Source organism: Leptospira broomii serovar Hurstbridge str. 5399 (assembly GCF_000243715.2).
Lineage (GTDB): Bacteria > Spirochaetota > Leptospiria > Leptospirales > Leptospiraceae > Leptospira_B > Leptospira_B broomii.
In genome coordinates this window covers 234,695-254,517 of sequence record NZ_AHMO02000011.1, presented here as the reverse complement: position 1 = coordinate 254,517, position 19,823 = coordinate 234,695, and the positions used below count along the sequence as shown (strand labels likewise).

Here is a 19,823-nt window from a genome sequence, read left to right as displayed (position 1 = left end):
CGCGGAAAAAGATCGTCGGCAACCATTTCTGACTCGAATTATTTTCCGTCTTTTCTATACAAGACTAGAAGCTCTTCCCGTCAAGTATGATCGATCATCGATTCTTTCTCGAAGACAAAAGGAGTCTGCGGATTCTAATTCTGGGAAACCGGGAGCTAAGCGACTATACCTCGACCCCTGAATACATTCGGGGAAAAGTCGCTCGATTTAGCCAGATCCCCGAAGATCGGATCTATTTATTAGACCAAGTTCACGGGAAAACCATCGTAAATGCCGATTCTTCGGAGCCTGAGGAAATTTCCCAAGGAGATGCATTATATTCGACTGAACCGAGAAAGGTATTAGTGGTTAAAACTGCAGACTGTATGCCGATCTTTTTCTGGACGGGAAGGCCGGCTTTGGTCGGAGTCGTTCATTCAGGCTGGAAAGGTACGTTGGCAGGAGTAACGGAATCGGCTTTACTAGAAATATCGAAGAAATACTCGGTCGATTTACAACTTCTGCAATTCTTTATCGGACCTTATGCCACTGGAAAACAATACGAAGTCGGTGAAGATGTGGCTGGTGAATTTAGAAAGGAATTTCCGGGTGCACTTAAAGCATTACCCGAAGAAGGGAAGTTTTTGTTGGAACAAAAAGCCTTTCTAATGAATCGCATTCGTAAACTCGGAACGGAGCCATTTGTAGAAACGTCAGGAGCATGCACGATGGCCTCTAACTCAAGGTATTTCAGTCATAGAAGAGGAGACACCGGGCGAAACTTAAATTGCATTTGGTTGGAGTGAATCCGGTCTTTAATTGGGGGAGCTATACTTTAATAGCTTTCCGAACGGTCGCGTTCGCTTTTTCTAAGACTTTTTCCCGCTTGATCGGTTTTACAATATAATCCATTACTCCGTTATCCGAGAGAGTCTTGATAACGGCAGGCGTATTCTCCTCGCTAATTACTAAAATACGAGGTAAAACGCCTAAGTCTTTAATTTCATAAAAAGCCGCGAACCCGTCCATAACCGGTAAATGAAGATCGAGGGTGATAAGATCAACTTTTTTATTTTCTTTATAAAGATTGATTAATTCTTTTCCCGTTTCCGCAAATGCTACGACTTCGTAGCCTTCGGATTCCAAGATTTGCGCGAGTTGTTTGGCTTGGAACTTGGAGTTCTCAGCGATAATGACCTGATATGGTCTTCCTGAGGGAGCAATTCCACCTTTCATCTTACCACCATCCTAAGTTGTTCGAGAAATTCACAATGCGTTTTCTATTTCTTTTCCAATTTCTTCGGTTCCGAGAATTTTTGCACCTGCTTCGGCGATGTCTCTCGTTCGCTTACCTTGTGAGATAACCGCGCGAACGGCGCTCTCGATCCTTTGCGCTTCTTCTTCGAGAGAGAAGGAATAACGTAGCATAAGAGCCGCGCTAAGTATCTGTGCGATCGGGTTTGCGATTCCTTTTCCCGCAATATCAGGCGCCGATCCGCCGGACGGTTCATACAATCCATAACCGGATTCGGAAAGCGAAGCCGAAGGAAGCATACCGATCGATCCGGTAATTATCGAGGCTTCATCCGAAAGTATATCGCCGAACATATTTTCGCAAAGAATAACATCGAATTGTTTCGGATTCACAATCAATTGCATTGCGGCATTATCCACATATAGATGAGCTAGTTGGACGTCGGAAAACTCTCTTTTATGCAAGTCGATGACGACTTCTTTCCAAAAAACGGAGGTAGTCAGGACGTTGGCTTTATCGATACTAGTTACTTTGTTATTTCTTTTACGAGCCGCTTCGAACGCGACGCGAGCTGCTCTTTCTATTTCTCGCCGTGAATATTTCATCGTATCGTAAGCGAATTCTTCCGCGCCGGAGCCCTCGCGTCCTTTCGGTTGGCCGAAATAAATTCCGGACGTTAATTCCCTTAAGATCAAAATATCCAAGCCGTTTCCGATAATCTCGGCTTTGATCGGAGACGCATTTTTTAGCTCCGGGTAAATAATCGCGGGTCTTAAATTCGCAAATAAATCGAAATGTTTTCTAAGGGGTAATAGCGCCCCACGTTCCGGTTGCTTTTCGGGAGGTAAGGACTCCCATTTTGGGCCGCCCACGCTCCCGAATAAAATCGCATCAGAGCCTTCGCAGAGTTTGAGAGTCTCTTGAGGAAGAGGGCCGCCGGTCTTATCGATCGCAATTCCGCCGACGAACGCCTCCTCAAATTTAAAGTCCGATTCTTTTTTTCCTAAGGCTTTCTTTAGAACCGAAAGAGCTACTTTCATAACTTCCGGTCCGATTCCGTCTCCGGCTAAAACGGCGACTTTCTTCATTCTATTTGCTTTCCTTTTTACTTCTGTTCGTTTTGGAACTCGGTCAGGGCTTCTTCAAGAATATCCAAACCTTCGTTTAAATACTTAGTCGATATCGTGAGAGGAGGCATGACTCTAATCACCGTATCGCCCGTAGCGTTCACGATTAATCCTTTTTGCAAGCATCGTTCCGCGACTTGTCTAGACGGAATCGTAAGGTCTACTCCGATATGGAGGCCTTTTCCTCTGACTTCTTTTACTACCTTTAATTTACCTTTCATTTGGTTCAATCGACTGAAAGCGATATCTGAGCAAGCGTTGACGTTCGCGAGAATATCCCTGGATTGAATGATCCGAATCGTTTCGTAAGCGACAGCCGCACCTAAATGATTTCCGCCGAAGGTGGAACCGTGAGATCCTTTTCCAAGCACGTCCTGATATTTCTCCGAAACGATCATAGCTCCGATCGGAAACCCCGAACCAAGACCTTTTGCCAGTGTCATAATATCGGGAGCGAATCCGAAAGTTTCGAAGGCAAAAAGGGTTCCTGTTCTTCCGAAGCCCGTTTGAACCTCGTCTAAAATCATTAAGGCCTCGTTCTCTTGCGTCAATTCTCGAGCCAAGGTAAGAAAATTATGAGTCAGTGGAATGATACCACTTTCACCTAAAATCGGTTCGGCAAAGAACGCGACCACATGACCTGAATATTGTTCAAATGCGCCAACTAGTTCTTTTTCGTTATTCGGTGTAACGAATTCGATTCCATCCAAAAGCTTCCCGAATCCAGTATGCATTTTCTTTTGGCCGGTAAGACTGATTCCGGAAACCGATCTTCCATGAAAACTTTTTTGCAGAGAAATGATGACAGGATTAGCGATTTGTCTTTGCTCTGCATAGGCTCTGGTAAGTTTGAACGCAGCCTCGGTAGTTTCGGTTCCGGAATTACAAAGGAATACTTTTCCAGGAAACGTATTCAAAATGAGAAGCTCGGCCAATTTAGACGCTTCTTCCGAATAAAACCAATTGGAGGTATGCATTAACTTATCGGATTGAGTGCGAATGACTTCGATGATGTCCGGATCGCTATGGCCCAGGTTAGTGACTGCTACTCCGCAAAGAAAATCGATGTACTGTTTATTTTCTTGGTCGAATAAAAGCTCGTTCACTCCGTATCGAAATGCGACAGGGTAGCGGTGGACTAGATCCAGTAGATACTTATTACTTAGTTCTTTCGTTTTTTGAAATTCGGTCGCTGTTTCTTTCATGATAACCCTGCTATCTTTAAAAATACGGTTTCGGTCTGTTTAAGTTCCTCGGAAAGAGTCCGGGTCAAAGCCGGAATCTCCTCTTTCGAATTCGGATGTTGTAAACTTTTAAACGACGAATAGATTTTAATCTTCGGTTCAGTTCCGGAAGGTCGGATAGTAAGCTTTCCGGAACCTTCCAATTCCAATTGAATCACATCGGAACTTGGAAGTCCCGAAAAAGCGGATTTGGAAGAAGTTCCTTTTGCGATCTTATTTTTATAATCCAGAAAGCCGATTACTTTGCGCTTTCCTAATATTTGTCCGATTAAATCGCTATTTCTGAGCGAATTCAATGAATCCTGAATTTTCTTTTTTCCGGCTAATCCCTCTAAATTTAAAGATTTAAGACTTTCCTGATAGAGGCCGTATTTCAGATAAATTTCGTTTATATAGTCCGCCAGATTTTCCTTTTCGGCTAAAACTTCTAACAGCAGTAGAGCGGACGAGAGGCTATCTTTATCTCGAACGAAATTTACCGGCAGATAGCCGTAAGATTCCTCTCCGCCGAAAAGAAAATATTGCGTCTTACTTCCATCCAGTTTACCCATTACTTCCGCAATATATTTAAAGCCGGTTAAAACGTTCTTTAGAGCGATCTTGTTCTTTTTAGCAATTTCGGATTGGAGATCCGTAGTGACTATGGTTTTAACGAGAACCGGCTTTTTTCCTTTTCTCTTTTTCGACGCGACCTTTTCTGAAAGATATGCCGCAAGGATCGAACCGATTTGATTTCCGTTCAGTAATGTGTAGGACCCGTCGAGATTGCGGACTCCGATACCTAAACGATCCGCATCCGGGTCGGTCGCAATAAATGCCTTAGCTTCGATTTTTTGGGATAATTTCAGACTCAGCTCTAACGCTTCCGCTTCTTCGGGATTCGGATATTTTACGGTCGGAAATTCTCCGTTCGGATCCTTCTGTTCCGGAACGAGAGTGACTTGTTTGTAACCGAATGTATTTAATAAAAATTTCATATATTTTCCGCCTGTCCCATGTAACGGAGAATATACCAATTTTAAGGAAGCTCTTTGCTTGGTGGTCACTCGATCGGATTGGATTCCCGCTTTCTTTAAATCCTTTAAGTAGGAAGCAAAGCATGCGGGTTCCACCTTTCTCACGAATTTCTTGTATTGAGCATCTTTGCTGGATATGATCTTAATTTCATTCCAATCCTGGATTGATTCGATCAGGCCTATGATTTTCTTATCGTCGGGCGGTACTAGCTGTTCTCCCTTTGAAAGATAAGCTTTGAAACCGTTATATTCCGGCGGATTATGAGAGGCGGTTAAGACGACCCCTCCGGTGGCCTTATAATATCTAACCGCATACGATAGTAACGGAGTGGGCGCGACTTCGGGAAATAAATAGACCTTGATTCCGTAGGAGGCGGCAATTCCTGCCGTCACTTCCGCAAATTCGCGAGATCGACGTCTTGAATCATATGCGATTACAAGTACAGGTTTTTTGGACTTCTTTACCAGATATCTGGAAAAACCTAGAGCGGCTCGGCCGACGGTATACTCGTTCATTCGACCGATTCCGTTTCCGATACGACCCCGGATTCCTCCGGTCCCAAACTCCAGAGGGACAGTAAAGGCTTCGATTTCGAGTCCCTTAACACCCTTTCCGAATTTGTCTAAAACGTCCGAGGCTTCCTTTTGTACGCTAACCGAAAACGGTTTCCGTGTCCAGGCTTCTATATTTGCGCTCTCTTGATTCATCATCATGCCTAACTATCGTCTATTTTCATAAAAATCCGGTTTCCCCCTGGTTCAACCCGTTTTTTCGCCGATTCTAAAAGTATGGAATCAACCGAATTTTCGAGAGATCAGCATAGAGAATTGGACTCTCTCCGAGGTTTACTTCGGAATATTGCAATCGTCCTATTCTTACTTTCCGGAGCTTTAGCATTCGGAGCTTTTTTTATGGAAAACCCTGGAAAAATCGTCGTTTCGGCGAGCTCGGCGTTACTGACGTTTATCCTAGGAATTCTTTGCTATAGTGCGTCCGTTTCTTTTAAGCGGACGCTTGCTCTGGAAGGAAAGGATCCCGAGCAGCTTCTATTTGCATTGAAGGATCTCAGATTTTTTTTGCTCTGGCTAGGCTGGATACTTGTGGCTTTGTTTCTATTCTCCTTTTTCGGCGCTTTCGCCTTGCTTCTTTCGTAAGCTGTCCGAGTCTCGCTCCATATGGGCTTGCGCGATTTCTTTATCGAAGATCGACTAGAACGATTTAGAACCAATGCGCCTTGCAATTTGGGGGAAAGTGGAATTCGAAATTTATATCTCTCGGAACTTGCGTCCTTACTAAGACTGGATCTAAGAGAACTAGGCTCGCTTTCCTTGGCAGATTCCCCCAACCAAGGACGAGTCGACCTACGAGAAGAGATTGTCGCGCTTTATCCGAATATTTCACCGGATCAAGTATTGATTACTACAGGTACAGGTGAGGCGCTTTTTCTCGCCTTTTGTTTGCTGGTTGAAAAAGGAGATACCGTTTCCTTATTCTGGCCGGCTTTTCAAGCTCTCTATGAAATACCTTTATTCCGAGATGCTCGATTAAATACCGTCAGTCTTTTGGATCGCATGGACGAGGCTGAACTAGGTTTTGGAGAGAAAAATATTCGAAGTTTATTCGAAGAACATCCTAAACTCGTAATACTCAACCATCCCCATAACCCGACCGGGATTTCTACCACTGAATCCGATCGTAAAACGTTAAGAGAAGTAAATTTCGGATCGAAAGAAGGAACTTGGATGCTCTTTGACGAGCATTACAGATTTCAGGACGGAGATTCGGAATTAGGTTGGACAGGTATTGGAATTTCCGATCGAAGTATCGCTACCGGATCGATAACGAAATGCTTCGGGGTAATGGGGCTTCGGATCGGCTGGTTAGTCGGGCCGAGGGAATTTATCGAAAAGGCTCGCTCCATGAAAGATTATCTGACTCATACCGTCTCGCCGATTTCGGAATTTCTGGCATTGCAAATTCTTCGTAAACGGAAAGAATTACAGAAGCTAATTCGTAGCAACTTGAATCGCAACATTACTTTCTTTTCGGAGTGCGCATCGGATTTACCCGGATTAGATACGTTTCGATCTCCGGCAGGAGGGATCGTAGGCTTTCCAAAATTGACAAAGGGATTGGCTTCGAAGGCGTACGCGGATATGCTCTTTGAGAAGGCGGGGGTTTTCGTTTTACCAGGATTGGACTTCGAGACGGAAGGTTATATTCGTGTCGGTTTCGGGGAAACGCCCGAACGATTTTTAGAAGGGATGGAACGATGGAGAAATTTAGGATCCGAGACTAAGGCTCTCTTAAATAAGTAGGCTTCGGATACGTCCGGACGATACGATTCCGGAACCAATCGAATATTATGCTTTCCTAATGCGATATGCGGCGAAGAGAAATTCGGTTGAATTTGTAAGGGATTTTCGTCCTGTTTCCAATTCCATTGCAATTCTCGGATCCGTATCGACACTATCTTTCCTTGAATCTGCCAGGACGTTTCTCCCGTTCGGAAGGGTAATCCGACTCTTAATCTTGGTGCCTCATCTTGCAAGAAGCTAGGCTGCAACCAGACTCCTAACGGATATAATTTTAATTCTTCGGTATGGATCTCCGGGCCTTGGGGATATCCGAAGACCCAAACTTCGGATCGATGAACCGTATACGGGCTTGGATAAAAATCTTCGTACAGCGACCCCAATTGATGGCTTAGCACTCTCATCGAGTAGATTCTAACCTTCCATTTTCCCGGCGTTCCGAACGGTATGATGGTCTCCGGAAGGCAATCTTTGAATGTCGAATCTTTTACTTCCGCCTCCCAAATAACGAGAGGAGACAAGGTTAAGGTAGAAATTTGAGGAAACCAAGCCTCCCAGAAATACGGCTTACTTCGGAAAGACGATTTCTTTAATTTTCGAGAATTAACGGGATAGGCGGAATCTTGGTCTATAGGAGAAAATCCTAGTGAAAGAGGATTTGCGTCTAATGCTCTCTTTTTCCAGGGGAGAAAGGCCCAGAAAAGCCAGGGGCGGGTTCTTTGAAACGTTTTCGTTCTTACCTTCCGCTTTGCGTTCGGAAAGACCGTTTCTTCTTGAGATTCCCAATACGTAAAAGGAGGTAGATTTTGGGACCAATCCGGTTCCGCTTCAGTTTGTACGGATCCGATTGCTTGAATCCTCTCCGAAATCCTTTTTTCCAAAATGTAAGGTTCTAATTTTTTTTCGAGTCTGATCTTACCCGCGCGAAATTTCGTATCGAGGAGATAGACGTACCGAACAAACTTGGATCGAAGTCTTTTTCCGAAGCCGGAAAAGGGAGTCATTGGGAAAAGGATATGGAAGAACCCTTTTTCAGGCAAGCTTTAGTTCCGAGCCCTATACGGAGTCGGACGATACTAATAGAAAGTAATAAGAACAAGGATGGAATATGGGAAGGGCAGCCTTTGAAAACGAGGAATTTTTACATTCCGTAGATGCGTTTCACCTTCGGGTTTTGGCCGAAATTAATTATCCTCAAGCTCTATTTCGAGACGCAAAAATTAAAGATACGATTTGTATTTTCGGATCCGCGAGAATTTTGAGCACTGAGGAGTACGCGGCAAGAGATAAGTTGCGTGAAAAATTGACTCCCAAGGAATTGAGACTACATGAGAAGCAAGGCGAATTGGTTCGCTATTACGAGGAAGCAAGAGAGACCGCAAGATTGATCACGCTTTGGGGAAAGGAAATCTCTAAAGAGGTTCGAAGGATGGCAGTCTGTACGGGGGGTGGTCCCGGAATTATGGAAGCTGCTAATCGTGGAGCGGTGGAAGGGGGAGGTCCGAGTCTCGGCTTGAATATCAGGCTTCCGTTTGAACAAACTATAAATGCCTTTGCTGATCCTAAAATTAGCATCGAGTTTCACTACTTTTTTATGCGTAAGCTTTGGTTTTTACGACTTTCCAAGGGAATCGTAGTCTTCCCGGGCGGATTTGGTACGGTGGATGAACTTTTCGAAACTCTTACCTTAATTCAAACCGGCAGAAATAATCTGAAAATTCCGGTGATTATGTATGGGAGAAAATACTGGGACCAGGTGTTTCATATTGGTCCAATGAAAGAATATGGGCTGATCGATCCGGACGACATTAATTTAATAACGTATTGCGACGAGCCTAACGAGGTGCTGGAAGTTTTGAAGAAAAAAGTCCCGTTCGAGGACTAACCATAGGCGTCGACGAATTGGAATTGGATCATCTGGGGTGTAGAAGTTCCTACAAATCGCAATCCTCCCGCACAGTTTTCGGTTTTCATGAATGAGAATTCGGGTCCTAATTGCGAATTATGATTCCATTGGAATTGGATCATCTGGGGTGTAGAAGTTCCTACAAATCGCAATCCTCCCGCACAGTTTTCGGCTTTCATGAATGAGAATTCCGATCCTAATTGCGAATTATGATTCCATTGGAATTGGATCATCTGGGGTGTAGAAGTTCCTACAAATCGCGATCCTCCTGCACAGTTTTCGGCTTTCATGAATGAGAATTCCGATCCTAATTGCGAATTATGATTCCATTGGAATTGGATCATCTGGGGTGTAGAAGTTCCTACAAATCGCAATCCTCCCGCACAGTTTTCGGCTTTCATGAATGAGAATTCCGATCCTAATTGCGAATTCTAATTCCATCCGGATTTACTAACCCGAAAATGCTACACCTTAGGCAAAAAATACATTGGAAGAATCGTTTTCTTGACAGCTTCCCCATACAGAAAATTATAGTCGCAATATGGCCAGAAAGTGTGTCGTTACCGGGAAAGGTACCATTGCTGGGAATAATGTTTCCCATTCTCACCTTAAGACCCGTAGAACCTGGAAAATCAACCTGATCAAAAAGCGGATCTTTTTAGAAGATGAAAACCGCTGGGTGACCGTACGAATTTCTACTCGTGCCCTCCGTACTCTTCGTAAAAAAGGAATCAAGGCCGCGATTAAAGACAATGGCGGTTCTTTACAAGCTCTTGCCCCCAAAAAATACGTCGGAATCGAAAAACAGGCAGCCAAAGCCTGAGTTTGTTCCAACATCCAAGTACGTTTCCCGAATTTGCTCCCTGTTACGGGGAGAGTTCGGGGAAGTAAATTCTCCTTTAAACTACCAAAAAGACTACGAGTTCGCGATTTCAGTCATTCTTTCCGCACAATGTACGGATGCGAGAGTGAACGAAGTTGCTCCGCGTTTATTCGCAGCCTATCCTAGCTTAGAATCATTAGCAAAGGCTCCTCTCAAAAAAATCGAAGAGATCATCTACTCCACAGGCTTCTATAAGAATAAAGCCAAGTCAGTGGTCAATTTTGCTAAAACGCTTTTAAAAGAGTATAAAGGCAAATTACCGAACACGATTTCCGAGCTTATTCAACTGCCTGGTATCGGTCGTAAGACTGCGAACGTGGTTTTGAACGAGATACACGGCATCTCTGAAGGTTTCGTCGTGGATACGCATGTAAAACGTGTTTCCAAAAAGTTAGGGCTGACAAATCAAACCGATCCGATCAAGGTCGAGAAGGATTTAATGAAAGTCGTTCAGCCCGATCATTGGATGGATCTTTCGTTGTATTTTATCTTTTTGGGTCGACGTTATTGCAAAGCGCATCATACATTTTGTGACGAATGCGTGTTGGGAAAGATTTGCCCATCATCGACTCAGGGTAAGTCGGCCGCAAAAATCGAGGAGGAATGAATTGAATTTGGAAGTCTTCTTAGATAAGAAACTGGAAGGGATGGAACTGAGCACCCAGCATATAGTGATGTCCCGAGACCTGAATCAACACGGATTTCTCTTCGGCGGTCAAATGTTAGCCTGGATTGATGAAGGGTGTGCAATGTTCGTCATGGAAAAAATACGATACTCGAATATCGTAACGGTTAGTATGGATGACGTCGTTTTCAAAAGTCCCGGATTGTCCGGCGATATTATACAGATTTTCTCGAAAATAGAGAAAATCGGAAAGAGTTCCATAACCATTCGCAATGCTTCAATTTCTAAAAGCCAAAAAAGGAAGGAAGTCCGCGAGATTATCGATTGTACGATCACTTACGTCTGTTTAGATGATAAGGGAAGACCGTTTCCCTATTTTACGCAATTCGATTCGCAAGAACTTTTTGCTCGTTAGTCATGTCCGCTCGATTTCCCGTTTCTTCCGAAAAGGAATCCGCTCTTTTGGCAAGAATGGAATCGCTCAAAGTCTTCGAATCCGACTTGGAAGAAAGTTTTACGCGAAGCGGAGGAAAGGGCGGCCAAAACGTAAATAAGGTTTCTACTGCCGTTCGATTGTTTCACCGACCGACCGGCGAAGAAATTAAATGTTCGATCTATCGAACACAGGGAATGAACCGCTATAAGGCGCGAATTTTATTGTGCGAACGGTTGGAAAAGGAAGCGCGGTTGGCCGATAAAATCGAGGACCCGGCTCACGCCAAATTAAGGAAGGCCAAAGCGGATCGCGCAAGAAGGGCAAAACGTAAAGCGGCGGCTAAATCTTCGGGCGCAGCTAAAAGAGAATTTAATCCCGAAGAAGATTGGAAAGAAGAATACGGCGAAGATTGGGATAGTCCAATAAGAGAAGACTAGAATGGCAGATGTTCTAAATCACAATCTGATCGTCGAAAAACTCAAGAATCTTACGGGCTCTCCCGGTTGCTATCTTTGGAAGAACGTCGAAGGCGAGATTATTTACGTCGGAAAAGCGAAGAATCTTGATAAGAGAATTCGCAGTTATCTAAAGGAAAATCATTTCGATTTAAAGACCCGGTTTCTCCGGCGGGAAATTTTCGATCTAGATTGGATCGCCACTTCTACCGAAAGGGAAGCTCTCATTCTTGAAGCTACCTTAATCAAAAAACATAATCCTCGTTACAACGTTCGACTCAAGGACGACAAAAAATATCCGTATATTAGCGTTTCTTTATCCGAACCGTATCCGATGGTTTTTGTTACGCGAAAATTAAAGGATAACGGCGATCGCTACTTCGGTCCTTATACTGACGTGAAGACGACCCGGGAAACTCTCGATGTTATCCTGAGAATATTTCCCATTCGTAAGACCAAGCAAGTTTTACCATTACCTAAGCCGCGTAGACCTTGCTTGAATTTTCAAATGAAACGTTGTCTCGGCCCCTGCCAAGGTAACGTTCCGGTCCAGGAATATCGAATCATCGTTGATCAAGTCATCCAATTTTTAGAAGGGAAGAAAGACGGACTCGTTAACGAGCTAACCCGTCGAATGGACGACTATTCTGAAAGGATGGAATTCGAGAATGCGGCTCGGTATAGGGATATGCTTTTAAAACTTCAATCTTTCCGTCAAAAGCAGACCGTCGTAAGTTTGGATGGAGGAGACGAGGATATAGTCGCTTTTGCAAGACGGGAAGACGAAGGGCAGGTCGTTCTTATGGAAGTGAGAGGAGGAAGGCTTGAAAATAAAAAATCGTTTCCGATTCAAGGGGTTGCGAATTCTTCCGAGGACGAAATTCTAGCTTCCTTTTTTAGAGATTATTATATGGGAGCTGGTTTAGTTCCGTCGAACATAGTGGTGCCGTTGGCTTTAAAGGAAGAAGCGGAAACCGTTTTGGATTTTTTACAGGAAAAAACCGGCTTCAGACCAAAATTACGTTTTCCTAAAGCCGGCGAAAAAAAATCGCTTTTAAAAATCGCGGAAAAAAATGCCGAGCTAGGTTTAACCGAGAGATTACTTGCCACTCAATACCGCGATCAAACCGTGGCTCTCAAGGAAATTCAGGAAATGTTCCATCTTGGAGAACCGCCGCATATCATCGAATGTTATGACATCTCGCATTTTCAGGGTTCCTTTCCGGTAGCTAGCGGAGTTATTTTCGTAGAAGGTAAACCGCTTAAGCAGGGCTATCGAAAATACAATATTCGAGGTTACGAGGGAATTAACGATCCGGGAATGATGCACGAGGTAATTTCCAGAAGGTTGCAAAGAATTTTAAACGAAGACGGCGCTCTGCCAAACCTAGTAGTCATTGACGGAGGTCCCACACAGTTAAGCAAAGCCTGCGAAGCCGCCGTCGAAGCAGGTGTTCCGAATTTGCCAATGGTCGGACTCGCGAAGAAAAGAGAAGAGATTTATTTTCCCGGGCAAAGCGAGCCTTATAACTTCGATATGAATTCTCCCGGAATGAAGCTTTTACGGCATATTCGCGACGAAGCTCATAGATTCGGCGTAGAACATCATCGTTCCCGAAGAAATCGGGAGGCTCTTCGTAGTTTAATCGAAGACGTCCCCGATATCGGATTGAAAAGAAGTAAGCTGTTGCTGCGTTCCTTTACCGGACAAAAAAGAATCGAAGATGCCACGATCGAGGAGCTTAAGAAAGTTCCGGGTATCGGAGATACTCTCGCAGAAAAGATTTTCCGACATTTTCATTCTAAGGAAAGCGAAGAAAATTCTCTAACCCCTCCCTAATTTTTTCAGCACCGAACGATTCTCCCTACCTGTGTGTAAACGGGGGGGAGAATGCGATCCTATTTAAAAAGAGCGAACACTTATAAGATTTTTCTTTTGATCGGTGTTACGGCGTATTATTGCCAACATTCGGCAAAGACGGACTGGTGGGAATTATCTCCGGTTTCCTCCGCATTTAAGTTTCAATACGAACCTGAAGATGTAAGCGATAGTGAATTTGCGAATCTATCGGTAAAGGTTAGGGATACAAAAACCTGCATGGAGGCCGGTGAGCATCCTAACTATTTTGCGAGTCTTTGCATGGAAGATTCGCGATTAACATTTTGGGAGGAGTTGAATCGCTTTCTTATAGGATGGCGCCAAAATGAACTATTGGCTCCTTTATCCTTTGAAGATTCGCAGAATCGAATTTCTATTACGATCGGAACTTATAAGATAAACGAATTGCGAAAGCAGGCTCTTCCCGCTCGTTCGGGGGTTCTGGGAAGTAGAGAAATTCGCAAAGGTCTTACCGATGGAATTCTTTTCCTTGATCGAAATAATTTTTCCAGAAAATTCCATACTGCCAGTTTTTCTATCTTCCTTCTTTCGGATACGGAAATGCTTTGGATACATCCTCCTAGCGAAAATGGCGACTCATATCTCTCGATTAAAATCCAGTCAGGGGCTGATCTAGTTGACGAGCTAAAGAATGTAATCGGATCCGTTCCAGCAAGGAATGAAAGGATTTTATCGAACTGTAAATATGAGCTACCGGTAATCTCGGAAGTGTTCGGCGAGACGGAATCGGTTACCGGCCGCTGGATCGAATTATTCAATTCTAAACAATATCCGATTTGTGAAGATCGAATGGACTTTGTTCTTTTCGGTAATCGTATCCCCGTTCCGAAAACTACCGGCTATCTTTTGCCAGGGGAGACCCGTATCTACGCGGAAGAATCATCTCCGCTTGAAAGAATTACGGTATCCGGTCTTCGATGGGGAGATTTGAAACGCAACGGGAGTCTACAACTTTCCATACAGCAATCGGTAACGGAACGAATTCTTCCGGGAGGAGGTTATCGTTATGGAGAGGAGACCCTTTCCTGGAAACCGTCAGGCTTTTCGGAATGCGGATCAAATCGACAACTGACAAATCTCCCGGAATCCTATTGTATGGATCCAGGTTTCCCGGATGGAATAAATCGTTTACCAGGCAAGGAACTTCCCGACTGTAATCCGAAAGATTTCATTTTAGAAGAATTAAATCCGATCGGGATTTACTGGGAAGGAAAGCTCAGAACGGATTTTAAGTTTATCGATTTAGAATATATCGGTTCAAGGGAATGTAAACCGGAGAATTTGGAATTTCAATGGGCGCAGTCAACTGTTCCAATTTCGATTTCCGGATCCGTGACGGAGCAATCTATTTTAACGATCGGCGCTCTTCCTTTCCTGTTCGGTGCAACTACATTTTCGTATCGAAATCTTTCTTCATTAAAGCTGTCGGATTCGTTTCGACTCAGAGATCGAACGACCGGCATCACTCACTCGATCTGGAACGGAGGTCTTATCGATGCTTCTACTAGATTCGCACTCGAAATTCCCGGAGTTGCGACTTCGTCCTTGTTACTTCGGAACTTTAGAATCTATTTACCTCTCCGAGACGAGGTCCCGGCCGGAGTAAATCATTTGCATAGGATTTCTCCGGGTAAAAAAGGGAAGTTCGAGTTTATCGGTCGTTCAGTTCTTTCTGAAATTTCTTGGGCAGGTTCCTATAAAGGCAGCGAACCGATTGCAAGCGATCGGTTTTTAGAAGTTCACTCTGAGATTGAGGGAGCGCAATCGGGAATTTTAGAAGTGGAGACGCAGGGCGGATCCATCGCCTCCGTTCTTTTTCCGATAGATTCCGGATTCAGCGTTTTGGCCTCGGGAAAACTCACTTGTTTTCCGAAAAGTCAGGTTTGGAAGGATTCCGCTTTCTCCCTTCCCCAAACTAATTCGACACTTATTATGCTGCGTCACCCGGTCACGGGAGAACTCTGGGATGAGCTACGATATTCTTCCGCCGGGCCGGGCAAAAATGATACAAAAAACAAAATTAGACGGTCCGGCTATCAGATCATAGATTCGAACGGGAATCGGTCCTGGAAAGATTCCGATATTTCGGACTCTATAGACAGACTTCCTGAATGCCCCAATACTCACGCGAGTCCCGGGACCTCGAATTTGTCTCCGGTACGACAAGAATGAGAATACGGATAGCGATGTTCTTCGTTTCATTCATTCCAAGTATTTTGGCTGCAGAAACCGTTTCGGACAAATTGGATCTCAATATTTATTTCTTAGGTTTTAAAGCGCAGGGACGACTAAATTCAAGCGATAAAACTTCAAAGGAAGCGGAAAGGGTAAGTGGCATTGCACTTCCATTCTGGATAAATGTAAAAGGAGAGCACCAGCGTGATTTTTGGGAAGCGAATCTACAAATGGATGTTTTCTCGGTCTCCGATAATCGATTGAAGATTCTTCCCGGAAAAGACGCATATTTTGCATTAATCGCTAAGGGGTTCCGTTGGGGTTTCGGTAGAAGGTCCGATCCCAATTCGTTACCCGGATGGTTTTATTGGAAAGACGGAGTCGAGGGAGTTTTTGTCGAAACGAAAGATAATGGACGTTTTAAAGTTCGATTCGACGTTTTGGATTTCTACCGAGGGTTCCCGTTGGCCGAAAACAATTGGCTACTTGCACAAGGACGGGATTCCTTTTTGCCGAAATCCGCACGAAGCGAGTTCGGCTTGAATTCGATACCAGTAAAGGATCTTACGCAAACCGAGTTTAGATATAGGGCCGGTATCGGTTTTTGGGCAAGAGAAGAATCGGGAGTATTTTATAATATCGGAATACGGTACGTTTCTTTAGGAAATTGGGGAAGATTCGGGAAAGATGTTCAGGAGGCAAGATCTGAACGCTTGGACGGGGATAAAGACTATCTTACGCAGGCAAAGACCGGGATAGGATTTTTATCCGGTCCTTTCTTTAGTCATTTAGAAGCATTCCTAGTTCGCGGTTTAGACAAAACGGCATCTCATCCGCTTCGACCGGAGAAAAGTTTACCGATTAGCGGAGAGGCGGTCCGATTCGATATAGGTCTTCAAGGGTCCGGCGGGCATTTTTCCGTTTTCGGTTTCCTTCCTAATCCTGATAAGAGAAACAAAAACGGAGAGATTTTGGAATTAGGTTTCGTCGGTATGGGAGCCTCGCCGTTACCTAATCCTTTACTCAATCAAATCTGGGGATGGACGCCGTCCGCGTGGATAACCGGGGCCGGTTTGGAAAGGGATCAGTCGCTTTTTCCGACTAAACGTCCTGCTGGTGTTTTTGGAATTCAAAGCTCTTTACGAATTTCGCATATTAAATTAGGAATTCGGACTAGTTACATTGCGTTTTTAACAACTGAGAAGGATTCGAGCGGATCATGGTCTAGTTCAAAGAAAATTTTTTCGAATTCATTTCTGCGGGAAGGCGTCATTTCGTTTGGCTGGATTCCGCCGGAATATCAAACATCCATCTTAGAATTAGAAGTGGGCGGTTTCGAATCCGATCCTTCTTTAGGGCTAAGAGAATGGTACCTACTATTAAAATTAGGATGGGTTCTATGATGCGGACAAAAATAATTCCGATATTGGGTTTTTTAATCCATTGTACTCAGGATGCGAAGGCCGATTTCCTAGCTCATTGGATGGACCAGAGCGGCTATCCGGTCGCATATTTCTCTTATCCAGGTCGTTTCACTCCGGTCGGGAAAAAAAGGGAGGTTAGAGATGTGATTCTTCGCTTAATTGAGCAAACTCAATCCTCTCTTTACCTTCACATTTACTCTTTTGATGATCCTGAAATCGAAGAGGCGATACTCTCAGCGACAAAGCGAGGTATAAGTTTGGAAATTATGGGAGAATTCGGAAAAACCTATCCGAGTTCTTTTTATAAATACCTGCGGTACTGGAAGGGAAGCGGGTTGCAACATACTAAAGTCCTGGTTTCGGACGGAAAACTGGTCTTTATCGGGACAGGCAATTTCACATATTACGGGCTGGAAAGAGATAATAATGGATACTTATTATTTAATTTAACCGAATCAGAACAGGAAAAATTCCATTCTTTTTTACGAGAGGAGTATCCTTTTTCGAAATTGATCCTTCGAGATTTTGAATTCTGGAATTCGCCGAACAACGGCAGAATCATTCAACATGTCCTAACCGAATCTGTTCGGAAAGCTGAACGACTGGCAAAATTCTTGATTTTCGATCACTATGATCCGGTTCTAAGTCTTGAATTCTCTCTTTTTAACAAGAAAGGAGGAGAGATTGAAGGCATCTATGATCGCCCGGTGGATCCGGAAGGAATTCAATTATCTGCACTAGAAGGAGTGAGAATTTTAGAAGACGGTAACGAAGATCGCCTGGACGACCCTTCTTTCGGTAAGGGTGGGTTATTACATCATAAGACTATGATATTAGATTCTTCTACGTTACTTACTGGCTCCTTCAATTATTCGGTAAGCGCCAGAGATATAAATCGGGAAATTTTGATTCGGACTAGCCATACGAACTTAGTTAAAGAGTTCGAATTAGAACATTTACGCATTCAAAAAGCTGCAAATCCCCTGCCTATATTTCGGAGAAATAGGGAGGATCTCGAAATTTACTTAACCGGCGATCGATCCGGATTTTGCCGAGCAGATTTGAATGAGCGGGAATTTCTTTTGGATATTGGGGAATCTTGGATGCGCTGGAAATTATATTATAAATTTGGAATTGATGAAATCTGTAGAAAGATCGACAACTTTGAAACTGCAAGTGCGAGGTTATTCGGAGGAAAGTTCGAATTTCCGACGGAAGCGGTTTCCTTTTTTCCGTTCTCTATATCCGACAGGTTCGGAAACGTTTTGTTGTCCGGGGTAGGATCGGATAACGGCAGAGAATTTTTGTCGGTTCTGAGCAAACCGTTGCTCTTTCTCCGTCCGGAAGTTTTTTTGCCGAACGAATCGGCTTGGATTTGGAAAAATGCGGATAATAGGATTCTTGAAAATCTTTCCGCAAGCCAGTCTGCAAATTCCGCATGGGTTATAGGAAGAGGGAAGCTCCCGTTCAAAAGTAGCCTTATTTCGAACGGGAACCTGCTTCGAACCAACGATTCGTTGCCCATAGGCAGTGGCGCCGTATTAATCGATTACAATGGATTTACTGTGTTCTTTTGCTTTAAATCGGAGACATCAAAACTTTCATGGACGGAGGAATTAATGGATGCCGCATATGCGATAACTCGACCTTACTCGTTTTCAGAAAGCAATCGACGTATCTTAGAAGATGCTGATCGATCTTTTTTCTCGCTGCCCGGATTACCGCATCGAAGGAGAGATCGCCTTTGCGCCGTCGGAATCTGAAGACTTCAATTCTCCCCGAACGAATAAACCTATGATAAGCCAAAAAAGGATAACGACTTCATCATCTTGAAAATAGCATTGAAACAGTCCGGAAACGAAGAATCCAAATATTCCATAATAAAAGATGAGTCGATTCAAGGGTTGTTGGGATTGTAGGAGAAAGTACGAAAAAAGCGCGGCAATCGATAGGTAAATAAGTAAGCTCGGAACTCCGAAAACGGACGTAAAATGAAAATAGTCATTATGCGCATGTCCCCTTTGGGTAACCTCATAAAAATAAGCCAGCTCGGGGTAGGTTTCAGAATGCTCCATCCGAACCTTTTCGATGGATCGATTATAATTACCCGGTCCGACTCCGATGATTGGATGGGCCGCGATTATAGGAAACGTTGAATCCCAAATGAAGGTTCTGCCCGAATCCGTATGTTTTTCCTTTCCGAAGATAGGCCCTAACACTTTTTTTCCCGCCGGGCTAAACGCGAGACCGAGGCCTAATAAAATAGAAATCGTCAAAAAGGCAAATCCACCTCGTATCAGGTACGACATCGGTAATTCTTTGCGAATCCAGAATAGATGTAATGTTGCCAGTAAAATCGAGCAGAACGCGCCGATCAGGCTAGAACGGGCCTGATTTAGTAGGCAAACAAATACAAAGAGAAACAAAAAGAGACCGCTTTGTAAAATTTTCTTTTTGTTTTCCGATCCGAGATCCTTTAAAAAGCGAAATACGGCAAAGCCGGAAAAGAACTGGAGTAATCCCCCAAACGTCAAATGAGTATTCATCAGGCCGATAGAAATATATAAAGGAATCTTCGCAAAAGTTCCTAGCGGATGCGTAAATTTATACGCGCTGGACTCCTTGTATAAATCGCTAACCAATCTGGACAATCTAACGGGAGAAAAACCGCCTACGATTCCGGTGAAAATTAATACTAAGAAAAGAACCAGTAATCCTGTGAATGCTTTTGGAATATCCTCTTCCTTTAAGAACCAAACTGACAGGAATCCAAAGAATAGAAAAAAGTCCTTTAGCTCGCCGTTAAATGCTCGACTAAAATAGGATGCATCTTCGCCGGAGAGGAAATGAATTATGAAATCTAGAAAATACCAGATAAAGAGGGCAACAGATAGATAAAAAATAGGATGTTTGGGAAACCAGTTTGAAACCGATCGAGAACGAATCGCGTGCCCCAATCCGAAGCAGAAGGAGAATACTAAAAAAGCTTGGCTTATGCTTACAGAAACGCCTATCGTGCAGAACGTAGCAATTAGACAAAATACATGCGCCTTACGTAAGAATTCTGTCATTGGTAGAAATG

The 19,823-nt window shown here is 43.8% G+C and carries 19 protein-coding genes; 12 read left to right on the top strand and 7 right to left on the bottom strand.

From position 1 onward, the window contains the following. The first annotated feature begins 86 nt into the window (after positions 1-86). Complete coding sequence (locus LEP1GSC050_RS18530) at positions 87-785, top strand: polyphenol oxidase family protein (protein WP_010569847.1); 699 nt, start codon at positions 87-89, stop codon at positions 783-785. A 22-nt stretch (positions 786-807) separates the two neighbouring features. Here the strand turns inward: LEP1GSC050_RS18530 and LEP1GSC050_RS18525 are convergent, their stop codons facing one another. From LEP1GSC050_RS18525 to LEP1GSC050_RS18510, 4 genes are read right to left on the bottom strand one after another with little or no spacing between them, the layout of a single operon-like run. Beyond that, the gene (locus LEP1GSC050_RS18525; protein ID WP_010569846.1) at positions 808-1,215 is read right to left on the bottom strand and encodes a response regulator; all 408 of its coding nucleotides are present in this window, start codon (positions 1,213-1,215) and stop codon (positions 808-810) included. 30 nt (positions 1,216-1,245) lie between these two features. Continuing rightward, positions 1,246-2,322 carry a 3-isopropylmalate dehydrogenase gene (gene leuB / locus LEP1GSC050_RS18520; RefSeq protein WP_010569845.1) on the bottom strand — a complete coding sequence of 359 codons (1,077 nt, stop codon included), beginning with the start codon at positions 2,320-2,322 and terminating at the stop codon, positions 1,246-1,248. A gap of 17 nt (positions 2,323-2,339) precedes the next feature. Continuing rightward, the gene (locus tag LEP1GSC050_RS18515) at positions 2,340-3,566 is read right to left on the bottom strand and encodes an acetylornithine transaminase (protein ID WP_010569844.1); all 1,227 of its coding nucleotides are present in this window, start codon (positions 3,564-3,566) and stop codon (positions 2,340-2,342) included. Continuing rightward, positions 3,563-5,329, bottom strand: coding sequence for a phospho-sugar mutase (locus tag LEP1GSC050_RS18510; RefSeq protein ID WP_010569843.1), 1,767 nt, complete (start codon positions 5,327-5,329; stop codon positions 3,563-3,565). The genes LEP1GSC050_RS18515 and LEP1GSC050_RS18510 overlap by 4 nt, the downstream gene beginning before the upstream one ends. Before the next feature lie 81 nt (positions 5,330-5,410). On the opposite strand from LEP1GSC050_RS18510, the gene LEP1GSC050_RS18505 reads away from it, so the two are divergent. Beyond that, positions 5,411-5,776 (top strand): hypothetical protein, encoded by a 366-nt coding sequence (locus LEP1GSC050_RS18505; RefSeq protein WP_010569842.1) that lies wholly within the window; start codon positions 5,411-5,413, stop codon positions 5,774-5,776. Positions 5,777-5,797: 21 nt separating this feature from the next. Further along, on the top strand, positions 5,798-6,940 hold the full coding sequence (locus LEP1GSC050_RS18500; protein ID WP_010569841.1) for a pyridoxal phosphate-dependent aminotransferase: 1,143 nt from the start codon (positions 5,798-5,800) through the stop codon (positions 6,938-6,940). Here LEP1GSC050_RS18500 and LEP1GSC050_RS18495 read toward each other — a convergent pair. Continuing rightward, positions 6,838-7,977, bottom strand: coding sequence for a hypothetical protein (locus tag LEP1GSC050_RS18495; RefSeq protein ID WP_198012862.1), 1,140 nt, complete (start codon positions 7,975-7,977; stop codon positions 6,838-6,840). The two genes, LEP1GSC050_RS18500 and LEP1GSC050_RS18495, sit on opposite strands and share 103 nt — an antisense overlap. A gap of 68 nt (positions 7,978-8,045) precedes the next feature. On the opposite strand from LEP1GSC050_RS18495, the gene LEP1GSC050_RS18490 reads away from it, so the two are divergent. Then, positions 8,046-8,822: an LOG family protein gene (locus LEP1GSC050_RS18490; RefSeq protein WP_010569839.1), complete on the top strand. Its 777-nt coding sequence runs from the start codon at positions 8,046-8,048 to the stop codon at positions 8,820-8,822. Here LEP1GSC050_RS18490 and LEP1GSC050_RS18485 read toward each other — a convergent pair. After that, on the bottom strand, positions 8,819-9,244 hold the full coding sequence (locus tag LEP1GSC050_RS18485; protein WP_010569838.1) for a hypothetical protein: 426 nt from the start codon (positions 9,242-9,244) through the stop codon (positions 8,819-8,821). The two genes, LEP1GSC050_RS18490 and LEP1GSC050_RS18485, sit on opposite strands and share 4 nt — an antisense overlap. Before the next feature lie 140 nt (positions 9,245-9,384). Here LEP1GSC050_RS18485 and rpmB point away from each other — a divergent pair, with 140 nt between their 5' ends. The 8 genes from rpmB to LEP1GSC050_RS18445 are packed head-to-tail and all read left to right on the top strand — an operon-like array spanning position 9,385 to position 18,504. Beyond that, entirely contained in the window at positions 9,385-9,666 is a 282-nt protein-coding gene (gene rpmB, locus LEP1GSC050_RS18480) for a 50S ribosomal protein L28 (RefSeq protein WP_010419731.1), read from the top strand. Continuing rightward, a complete protein-coding gene (locus LEP1GSC050_RS18475; protein ID WP_040911931.1) occupies positions 9,596-10,333 on the top strand; it encodes an endonuclease III domain-containing protein in 738 nt (245 codons plus the stop codon). Before rpmB ends, LEP1GSC050_RS18475 begins: the two co-directional genes overlap by 71 nt. A gap of 7 nt (positions 10,334-10,340) precedes the next feature. Then, positions 10,341-10,766, top strand: a complete 426-nt coding sequence (locus LEP1GSC050_RS18470; protein ID WP_039934537.1) for an acyl-CoA thioesterase — start codon at positions 10,341-10,343, stop codon at positions 10,764-10,766. A 2-nt stretch (positions 10,767-10,768) separates the two neighbouring features. Then, positions 10,769-11,224 carry a peptide chain release factor family protein gene (locus tag LEP1GSC050_RS18465; protein WP_010569836.1) on the top strand — a complete coding sequence of 152 codons (456 nt, stop codon included), beginning with the start codon at positions 10,769-10,771 and terminating at the stop codon, positions 11,222-11,224. Between the two features lies 1 nt (position 11,225). Continuing rightward, positions 11,226-13,082, top strand: a complete 1,857-nt coding sequence (gene uvrC / locus LEP1GSC050_RS18460) for an excinuclease ABC subunit UvrC (protein WP_020987924.1) — start codon at positions 11,226-11,228, stop codon at positions 13,080-13,082. Between the two features lie 51 nt (positions 13,083-13,133). Further along, a complete protein-coding gene (locus LEP1GSC050_RS18455; protein ID WP_010569835.1) occupies positions 13,134-15,314 on the top strand; it encodes an LIC11755 family lipoprotein in 2,181 nt (726 codons plus the stop codon). After that, positions 15,311-16,720, top strand: coding sequence for an LA_2168 family protein (locus LEP1GSC050_RS18450; RefSeq protein WP_051185003.1), 1,410 nt, complete (start codon positions 15,311-15,313; stop codon positions 16,718-16,720). The genes LEP1GSC050_RS18455 and LEP1GSC050_RS18450 overlap by 4 nt, the downstream gene beginning before the upstream one ends. Then, positions 16,717-18,504, top strand: a complete 1,788-nt coding sequence (locus tag LEP1GSC050_RS18445) for a phospholipase D-like domain-containing protein (RefSeq protein WP_232225830.1) — start codon at positions 16,717-16,719, stop codon at positions 18,502-18,504. The genes LEP1GSC050_RS18450 and LEP1GSC050_RS18445 overlap by 4 nt, the downstream gene beginning before the upstream one ends. Here LEP1GSC050_RS18445 and LEP1GSC050_RS18440 read toward each other — a convergent pair. Continuing rightward, on the bottom strand, positions 18,460-19,812 hold the full coding sequence (locus tag LEP1GSC050_RS18440; protein WP_020987888.1) for an O-antigen ligase family protein: 1,353 nt from the start codon (positions 19,810-19,812) through the stop codon (positions 18,460-18,462). The two genes, LEP1GSC050_RS18445 and LEP1GSC050_RS18440, sit on opposite strands and share 45 nt — an antisense overlap. Positions 19,813-19,823: the final 11 nt, after the last annotated feature.